The sequence below is a fragment of the Microbacterium sp. zg.Y909 genome, assembly GCF_024626565.1.
On sequence record NZ_JANJFJ010000187.1, the window covers coordinates 1 to 8,621 of the forward strand.

The window sequence follows — 8,621 nt, forward strand, 5'->3', positions numbered from 1 at the left end:
ACCGGCGCCTACTACGACGCGATGCAGCAGCGCGAGGAGACCGTCTCGACCTACATGGGCAACGAGCTGGCCATCCCCCACGGCACGAATGAGACCAAGGAGACGATCCTGGACTCGGCACTGTCGGTCGTCCGCTACGACGGCGGCGTGGACTGGGACGGCAACCCCGTGACCTTCGTCGTCGGCATTGCCGGCAAGGGCGACGAGCACCTCGAGATCCTGTCGCAGATCGCCCTGGTGTTCTCCGACGAGGACGAGGTGGCCAAGCTCAAGCAGGCGCAGACGCCGGAAGAGCTGTACACCCTCCTCTCGACGGTCAACGCATCATGAAGGCCGTCCACTTCGGCGCCGGCAACATCGGGCGCGGCTTCGTCGGCCTGCTGCTGCACGAGGGCGGCTACGAGCTCGTGTTCTCCGACGTCGCGGCCGACCTCGTCGATGCGATCAACGCCGCCGACTCCTACACCGTGCACGAGGTGGGCGAGGGCGGCACCGACAAGGTGGTCACGAACTTCCGCGCCATCAACAGCCAGACCGACCCGCAGGCGGTCATCGATGAGGTGGCCACGGCTGACATCGTCACCACTGCGGTCGGCCCCACCGTGCTGCGCTTCGTCGCACCGCACATCGTCGCCGGCATCGCGATGCGCGACCCCGCGCTCCCGCCGCTGAAGGTCATGGCGTGCGAGAACGCCATCAACGCCACCGACCTGCTGCGCGACGAGATCCGCGCCCAGGCGGAGGATGGCTGGGATGCCATCGCCGGCCACGCCGTCTTCGCCAACACCGCGGTGGACCGCATCGTCCCCGCCCAGGCGCCGGGGGAAGGCGTGGACGTGACCGTCGAGCCCTTCTTCGAGTGGGCCATCGAGGCGCCGCCCTTCGGCGGCGAGCTGCCCTCGATCCCGGGGGCGCATTTCGTGGATGACCTGGCGCCCTACATCGAGCGCAAGCTGTTCACGGTCAACACCGGCCACGCGGCGACGGCGTACTTCGGCGCGCGTGCCGGCGTCGACACGATCGCCGCGGCGCTGGAGGAGTCGGAGATCGTCGCGGCCGTCGCCCGGGCGCTGTCGGAGACGTCGGCGCTGCTGGTCGCCAAGCACGGCCTCAACCCGGACGACCTCACCGACTACCGCGAGACGATCCTGCGACGCTTCGCCAACCCCGCGCTCCCCGACACCGTGTGGCGCGTGGGACGGCAGCCGCTGCGCAAGCTCTCCCGGCACGAGCGGTTCGTCGGGCCCGCTGCGGAGGCGGCCGAGCGCGGCCTCGCCGTCGACGGCCTCGTGGCCGCGATGGGCGCCGCGCTGGAGTTCGACGACCCCGAGGACCCGCAGTCGGTCGACATGCAGCGGCTGCTGCGCGAACAGGATGCCGCGACCTTCACGGCATCCGTCACGGGTCTCGACTCGGACCACCCGCTGTTCGCTCCCGTGCTGGCCGTCGTCACGGCACGACAGCGCGCGCTGCGTTGAGCAGGCCGGGCACCCGCCACGGGCGCGGGCGGCGGGGCCGCCGCGTGCTGTGGTGGGTGCTCGGGTCCCTCGCCGGGCTGCTGGTCCTCGCCGTGGTCGGCGTCGTGATCTGGAGCCAGGTCGGTGTCATGGCCGCGGAGTCCGAGCCCCTGGACGCGGTGCGCGCGGACGAGCGCATCACCGTGACCGACGACTCTGCGGCGATCGTGCTCTCCCCCGCCGACGGCGACTCCGACACCGGCCTGGTGTTCATCCCGGGCGCCAAGGTCGACCCGTGGGCTTACGCCGCGCTGCTGGCCGGCGCCGCCGCGGAGAACGACCGGACGGTGGTCATCACCAAGCCGTGGCTGAACCTGGCGTTCTTCGACCCGCGAGGGCTCGACACCTTCACCGACCTCGCGCCGGGCGTCGACACGTGGATCGTCGGCGGCCATTCCCTGGGCGGCGTGCGGGCGTGCCAGCTGGCCGACGACGCCGACGGGCTCGCCCTCTTCGCCTCGTACTGCGCGACGGATCTGTCCGACTCCGACCTGCCGGTGCTGAGCCTGGCGGGCAGCGAGGACGGCCTGTCGACGCCGCAGAAGATCGCCGACGCGCGAGGGCTGCTGCCCGCCGACGCGGAGTTGGTGGAGATCGACGGCGCTTCGCACGCGTCGTTCGGGGACTACGGCGCGCAGCCCGGGGACGGCGAGCCGACGATCAGCGACGAGGACATGCGGGCGCTGGTCGCCGAAGAGCTCGGCGGGCTCGCGGGGTCCTTCGCACCCTGAGCGCGGGTTGTGGCGCGCTGAGCGGGGGCGCCGGGATGCCGCACCAACCCCGCCCGCGCCAGGCACGGCGAGCCCGCGATGACGGCCGTCTCAGCGGGCGAAACCCTCGGCGATGATCTCGATGAGCTCCTCGCGCTCTTCCACCGTCAGGAAGGCGGCGGCGGCGGCGTTCAGCTGGAACGCCTCGAGGTCGTCGAGGTCGTACTCGAAGGCCTCGGCCAGCAGTGCCAGCTCGCGAGTGAGCGAGGTGCGGCTCTGCGTGCGGTTGTCGACGTTCACCGTGACGGAGAAGCCCAGCTGATACAGCAGGTCGAAGGGGTGGTCGGCTAGCTCCTTGCCCCAGCGCTCGATGGCACCTGTCTGCAGGTTCGACGACGGCGACAGCTCCAGCGGGATCTCGCGGTCGCGCACCCACCGGGAGAGGTCACCGAGCTGGACGAAGACCTCTTCGCCCTCGCGCGAGATGACCTCGAGGTCCTCGGCGAGCCGCACACCGTGGCCGAGGCGCAACGCGCGGCCGTCGATGAGCGCCGAGCGGATCGAGTCGAGCCCGGCCGCTTCACCGGCGTGCACTGTGACGGGGAAGAAATGGGCCGCGAGGTAGTCGAACGCCTCACGGTGATTCGACGCGGGGAAGCCGTCCTCGGGACCGGCGATGTCGAAGCCGACGGCGCCGCGCGTGCGGTGGGCGACGGCGAGCCGGGCGATCTCGAGCGAACGGTCGGTGTGGCGCATCGCCGTGAGGAGCTGGCCGACGCGGATGTCGCGACCGGTCGCCTCGACGGCATCCTCACCCTCTTCGATGCCCTCCTGCACGGCCTCGACGGCCTCGTCCAGTGACAGCCCGCCCTGCAGGTGCTGCTCCGGCGCCCATCGCACCTCGCCGTACACCACGCCGTCGGCGGCGAGGTCCTCGACGAACTCCCGCGCCACCCGGGTGAGACCCTCGCGCGTCTGCATGACCGCGGTGGTGACGTCGAACGTCTTCAGGTACTCCACGAGCGAGCCCGAGTCGCTGCGCTCCTCGAACCATTCCGCCAGCGCGTCGGCGTCGGTCTCGGGGATCGGCACACCGGTCTCGTCGGCGAGTTCGATGATCGTCGCCGGGCGCACAGCGCCGTCGAGATGGTCGTGCAGCGAGACCTTCGGGAGCTCGCGGATCGAGACTCCCTGCAGCCGGACGTCGTCGTTCTGGTCCATGCCCATGAGGTTCCTTCGTTCGGTGCGGAGTCAGGCGGTGATGCGCTCGAGCACGAGCGGCGTGGCCGTCGGAGCGGTGGCGCCGATCTCCCACGCGTCGTCGAGGGCGTCGAGCGCGCGGGCGAACCGCTTGTCGTCGTCGGCCAGCAGGGTGAACAGCGGCTGCCCCTCGGTGACCGTGTCGCCGGGCTTGACGTGCAGGTCGATGCCGGCGGCGTGGACGACCGGGTCCTGCGCGCGGGCGCGACCCGCCCCCAGCCGCCACGCGGCGATCCCGAAGGGGAGCGCGTCGAGACGGGTGACGAAGCCCCCGGCGGTCGCGGTGACGGTGTGGGTCTCGCGGGCGACCGGCAGCGGTGCGTCCGGGTCGCCGTCCTGGGCGCGGATCATGGCACGCCATGTGTCCATCGCCCGGCCGTCGCGCAGCGCCGCTTCGACGTCGGCGTCGGGCTGGCCCGCGAGGGCGAGCATCTCGCGGGCGAGGGCCACGGTGAGCTCGACCACATCGGCGGGGCCGCCGCCGGCGAGCACCTCGACGGACTCCCGCACCTCGTTGGCGTTGCCGATCGCGAGGCCGAGCGGAGTGTTCATGTCGGTGAGGAGCGCAGTGGTCGCGACGCCCGAGTCGGTGCCGAGCGCCACCATCGTGCGGGCGAGCTCGCGGGCCTTCTCGACATCGCGCATGAACGCGCCGCCGCCGAACTTCACGTCGAGCACGAGCGCGTCGGTGCCTTCGGCGATCTTCTTCGACATGATGCTCGACGCGATGAGCGGAATGGCCTCGACGGTGCCGGTGACATCGCGCAGCGCGTAGAGCTTCTTGTCGGCGGGGGCCAGGCCCGAGCCCGCAGCGCAGATGACCGCACCGATGTCGCGCAGCTGCGCGAACAGCTCGTCGTTGGTGAGGGCTGCGCGCCAGCCGGGGATCGACTCGAGCTTGTCCAGCGTCCCTCCGGTGTGACCGAGGCCGCGTCCCGAGAGCTGCGGTACGGCGACGCCGAAGGATGCCACGAGCGGCGCGAGCGGGAGGGTGATCTTGTCGCCGACACCGCCGGTGGAGTGCTTGTCGACGGTCGGCTTGCCGAGGGCGGCGAAGCTCATGCGCTCACCCGAGGCGATCATGGCGTCGGTGAGAACGCGGATCTCGTCGCGCTGCATGCCGTTGAGGAGCACCGCCATCGCGAAGGCGGCCATCTGCGATTCCGCGACGTAGCCGCGTGTGAAGGCGTCGACCATCCAGCGCAGTGCGGGCTCGGGGACGGCGCCCCCGTCACGCTTGGCCCGGATGACGTCGACGGCGTCGAACGGTTCGTTCTCGGTGGTCATCGTGAAACTTCCTCGAGGTCGCGCGGCCCGAACGCGTCGGGCAGGACCTCGTCGATCGTGCGGATGCCGGAGACGGTCTCCAGCAGCATGCCCGGCAGGGCGAATTCATTGAGCAGCTGACGGCAGCGTCCGCACGGCATGATCGTCTGGCCGTCGTTGTTGACGCAGACGAACGCGACGAGCTGGCCGCCGCCGGACATCTGCAGGTCACCCACGAGGGCGCACTCTGCGCACAGGCCCACCCCGTAGGACGCGTTCTCGACGTTGCAGCCGGCCACCACCCGCCCGTCGGTCACGAGCGCGGCGGCGCCCACCCGATACCGGGAGTAGGGGGCGTATGCCCGCTCCATGGCCTCCGTCGCGACGGCGCGGAGATGGTCCCAATCGATGTCGGTCATGTCGATGTCATCCCTTGATGTACGGCTTGCCGGCTGCCGCGGGTCCGCGGATCTGGCCGGCGAAACCGGCCACGGCGATGATGGTGACGACGTAGGGCAGCATGAGCATGAACTCGCTCGGGATCGGCGTGCCCAGCACCGTCAGCAGATTCTGCAGGTTGGTGGCGAAGCCGAACAGCAGCGCCGCGAGGGCGGCGCGGATGGGGTCCCACCGGCCGAAGATCACCGCGGCCAGGGCGATGAAGCCGAGACCCGCGGTCATCTCCTTGCCGAACTGCGGCACCGACACCAGGGTGAAGTACGCCCCGCCGACGCCGGCGATGGCGCCCGCCAGCGACACGTTCCAGAAACGGGACATGTTGACCTTGATGCCGACGGTGTCGGCAGCCTGCGGGTGCTCGCCCACCGCGCGCAGGCGCAGGCCCCAGCGGGTGCGGTACAGGCCCCACGCCACCACGGCGACGGTGATGTACATGAGGTACACCAGGAACGTCTGGTTGAACAGCACCGGTCCGATGATCGGGATATCGCTGAGCAGCGGGATCTCGAGCCGCGTGAAGCGCACGGGCTGGTTGAGCTCGTTCTCGTTGGGCACGAGCAGCGCGCCGTAGAGGAAGCCGGTCAGGCCGGTGACCAGCACGTTCAGCACGACGCCGACGATCACCTGGTCGACGAGGTACTTGATCGCGAAGGCGGCCAGCACGAAGGCGACCAGCACACCGCCGATCATCGCGCCGATCAGGCCGATGAAGGGGTTGCCCGTGACGCTCGAAAGCAGCGCCGCCGAGAAGGCGCCCAGCAGCAGCTGCCCCTCGATGGCGACGTTGACCACGCCCACCCGCTCGCCGATGACCCCGCCCAGCGCGCCGAAGACCAGCGGCACCGAGAGGGAGATCGCCCCGAACAGCAGCCCCGTGACCGGCACGAGTCCGCCCGCGGCCGCCCACACGAGGAAGGCGAACACCCCGAGCACCGCGAAGACGATGACCAGCCACAGCGGCGGGCGGCGGTACGACCAGGCATCCCACGCCGCCCATGCCGTCAGGGCGAGCAGCAGCACCACGAGCAGCCAGCTGGTGGTGGCGGTGGGCAGCTCCACGTTGGGAAGGGCGATCGCCGACGACGCGTCGCCGAGCCGGAAGGTGCTGATCCCGTCGCGGGGGGCGAAGAAGAACAGCGCAGCCAGCAGCACCGTGGCCAGGGCCAGGACGACCGGCACCTTCAGGTGCCGCTCCTTGACCGTGCCGAGCGGGAGGGCGCCGGGGTTCGACGCCGTGGGAGCGAGCGCGCTCATGCGGCCACCGCCTTCTTCGCTGACTTGGCTCGGGCCTTGGCTGCCTTCTCCGCTTCGGTCTTGGGCAGGAAGAACACCGCCCGCAGCAGCGGCGGGGCCGCGATGAACAGCACGATGAGCGCCTGAACGACCAGCACGATGTCGACGGGGATCCCCTGCGCCTGCATCGAGAAGGACCCGGACTTCAGCGCGCCGAACAGGATGCCGGCGGCGAAGGTGCCCCACGCGCGACTGCGGCCGAGGAGGGCGACGGTGATGGCGTCGAAGCCGATGCCGGCGTCGATCGAACCGGAGAAGCCGGTGGTCACCGACCCCTGGATCTGGTTCATCGCGGCCAGGCCCGCCAGCCCTCCGGCGAAGAGCATCGCGTAGACGTAGATGCGCTTGACGTTGATGCCCGCCGCGCGCGCTGCGTGCGGGTTCTCCCCCACGGCGCGCAGGCGCATGCCGAGGCTGGAGAACTCCACGATCCACCAGACGGCGATCGTCGCGATGATCACCATCACGAAGCCCCAGTCCAGCAGCGGGAAGGCAGACCCGAAGAGCTCGGGGAACTGCGCCGTCTCGGGTGTGGCCGAAGTGATCGGCTGGTTGGTGCCCGGCTTCTGCAGCAGGCCGGGCGTGCGGATCATCCACAGCAGCAGGTAGTAGGCGACGTAGTTGAGCATGATCGTGAGGATCACTTCATGCGCGCCCGTGCGCGCCTTCAGCACACCCACGATCCCGCCCCACAGGGCGCCCCCGATGATGCCGGCGAGCATCGTCAGCGGCATGTGCAGCCAGAACGGCAGGTCGAGATTGAAGGCGAACAGCGCCGCGAAGATCGCGCCGACCAGCATCTGACCGCGGGCGCCGATGTTGAACAGGCCCACGCGGAACGCCAGCGCCACGCCGAGTCCGGCGGCGATGAGGGGAGCTGCGAACCCCAGGGAGCTGGTCAAGGGACGGATCTGCGCGGCGAAATCCGCCCCGCGCGGGTTGAACACCGCGCCGCGGAAGAGGGCCTCGTAGCCGCCGTAGACGGCGCTCCAGATCGCGGCGAACGTGTCGCCGGGACGGGCGAAGAAGTAGCCGGCCGCCTCTTGCACATCTTCGTCGGTGAGGGCGATGAGGATGCCGCCGACGACCAACGCCAGCACGATCGCGAGGATCGTGGTGAACGCGCTGCCGCGCAGGAGGTCCTTGATGAAGACGTTGGTGCGCGGCGGCGGCGGAACCTGGGGCTCCCCCGCCAGCGGGCTCTTGACAGGAGGCAGCTGCTCGGGGGGCAGCCCCTGTGTCACGTCGTCGGCACCGGGTGTCGTGCCGGTCATGCTGCCACCTCCGGGTCGCTGGCGCCGGCCATCATGAGGCCGAGGATGTCGCGCGGGGTGTCGCCGGGGACGACGCCGACGATCGCGCCGCGGTACATCACGGCGATGCGATCGGCGAGCGCGGTCACCTCGTCGAGCTCGGTCGACACGACGATCACCGGCACGCCGCTGTCGCGCGTCTCGATGATGCGCTTGTGGATGAATTCGATGGAGCCGACATCGACGCCTCGGGTCGGCTGGGCGGCCACCAGCAGCCGCAGCTCGCGATCGAGTTCGCGGGCAATGACGACCTTCTGCTGGTTGCCTCCGGAGAGGGTCGCCGCGGGAGCCTGCGGGCCCTGCGTGCGGATGTCGTACTCGGCGATGCGGTCGCGCGCGAACCGGTCGAGGGTCTTGCGCATGATCGTGCCCCAGCGCACGAAGGCGCGGTCGGACGAGCGGTCCAGGATGAGGTTCTCGGCGACGGAGAACTCACCCACCAAGCCGTCCTCGTTGCGGTCCTCGGGGACGAACCCCACGCCGGCGTCGAGGATGCCACGCACGCTCCGGCCCACGAGCTCGGTGCCGTCGAGGCTGATGGAGCCTTCGACGCGGCCGGCGAGGCCGACGATGGCCTCGACCAGCTCGGTCTGGCCGTTGCCCTGCACGCCGGCGATCGCGAGCACCTCACCGGGGCGCACGTCGAACGAGACGGCGTCGACGACGATGGCGCCGTGGTGGGTGAGCACGCGGAGGTCGCGCACCTCGAGTCCTCCTTCGCCCAGGCGCGGCGGCTGCTTCTGCACGGTCAGCTCGACCGCACGGCCCACCATGAGGGAGGCGAGCTCGGTGTTGGAGGCGGT

Annotated in this window: 9 protein-coding genes; 3 read left to right on the plus strand and 6 right to left on the minus strand. The window is 70.5% G+C overall.

Features of this window, described 5'->3' with window-relative positions; all coding sequences use genetic code 11:
* From NQ160_RS13695 to NQ160_RS13705, 3 genes are all read left to right on the plus strand, one after another.
* The coding region (locus NQ160_RS13695) for a PTS sugar transporter subunit IIA (protein WP_257515773.1) at positions 1-330 on the plus strand (330 nt) is incomplete at its 5' end.
* Entirely contained in the window at positions 327-1,478 is a 1,152-nt protein-coding gene (locus NQ160_RS13700) for a mannitol-1-phosphate 5-dehydrogenase (protein WP_257515774.1), read from the plus strand. The genes NQ160_RS13695 and NQ160_RS13700, both read left to right, overlap by 4 nt.
* A 44-nt stretch (positions 1,479-1,522) precedes the next feature.
* Positions 1,523-2,248: an alpha/beta hydrolase gene (locus NQ160_RS13705; protein ID WP_257515775.1), complete on the plus strand. Its 726-nt coding sequence runs from the start codon at positions 1,523-1,525 to the stop codon at positions 2,246-2,248.
* A gap of 90 nt (positions 2,249-2,338) precedes the next feature.
* Here the strand turns inward: NQ160_RS13705 and NQ160_RS13710 are convergent, their stop codons facing one another.
* From NQ160_RS13710 to NQ160_RS13735, 6 genes are all read right to left on the minus strand, one after another.
* Positions 2,339-3,454 (minus strand): adenosine deaminase, encoded by a 1,116-nt coding sequence (locus NQ160_RS13710; protein WP_257515776.1) that lies wholly within the window; start codon positions 3,452-3,454, stop codon positions 2,339-2,341.
* A 24-nt stretch (positions 3,455-3,478) separates the two neighbouring features.
* Complete coding sequence (locus NQ160_RS13715) at positions 3,479-4,774, minus strand: thymidine phosphorylase (RefSeq protein ID WP_257515777.1); 1,296 nt, start codon at positions 4,772-4,774, stop codon at positions 3,479-3,481.
* The gene (locus NQ160_RS13720) at positions 4,771-5,172 is read right to left on the minus strand and encodes a cytidine deaminase (protein ID WP_257515664.1); all 402 of its coding nucleotides are present in this window, start codon (positions 5,170-5,172) and stop codon (positions 4,771-4,773) included. The genes NQ160_RS13715 and NQ160_RS13720 overlap by 4 nt, the downstream gene beginning before the upstream one ends.
* Positions 5,173-5,179: 7 nt before the next feature.
* A complete protein-coding gene (locus tag NQ160_RS13725) occupies positions 5,180-6,466 on the minus strand; it encodes an ABC transporter permease (RefSeq protein ID WP_257515663.1) in 1,287 nt (428 codons plus the stop codon).
* On the minus strand, positions 6,463-7,779 hold the full coding sequence (locus tag NQ160_RS13730) for an ABC transporter permease (protein WP_257515662.1): 1,317 nt from the start codon (positions 7,777-7,779) through the stop codon (positions 6,463-6,465). Before NQ160_RS13730 ends, NQ160_RS13725 begins: the two co-directional genes overlap by 4 nt.
* The coding region (locus NQ160_RS13735; RefSeq protein WP_257515778.1) for an ATP-binding cassette domain-containing protein at positions 7,776-8,621 on the minus strand (846 nt) is incomplete at its 5' end. The genes NQ160_RS13730 and NQ160_RS13735, both read right to left, overlap by 4 nt.

Coding starts and splice junctions, on each gene's coding strand:
- NQ160_RS13700 (WP_257515774.1), top strand. CDS start 327: ATGAAGGCCGTCCACTTCGGCGCCGGCAACATCGGGCGCGGCTTCGTC.
- NQ160_RS13710 (WP_257515776.1), bottom strand. CDS start 3,454: ATGGGCATGGACCAGAACGACGACGTCCGGCTGCAGGGAGTCTCGATC.
- NQ160_RS13715 (WP_257515777.1), bottom strand. CDS start 4,774: ATGACCACCGAGAACGAACCGTTCGACGCCGTCGACGTCATCCGGGCC.
- NQ160_RS13720 (WP_257515664.1), bottom strand. CDS start 5,172: ATGACCGACATCGATTGGGACCATCTCCGCGCCGTCGCGACGGAGGCC.
- NQ160_RS13725 (WP_257515663.1), bottom strand. CDS start 6,466: ATGAGCGCGCTCGCTCCCACGGCGTCGAACCCCGGCGCCCTCCCGCTC.
- NQ160_RS13730 (WP_257515662.1), bottom strand. CDS start 7,779: ATGACCGGCACGACACCCGGTGCCGACGACGTGACACAGGGGCTGCCC.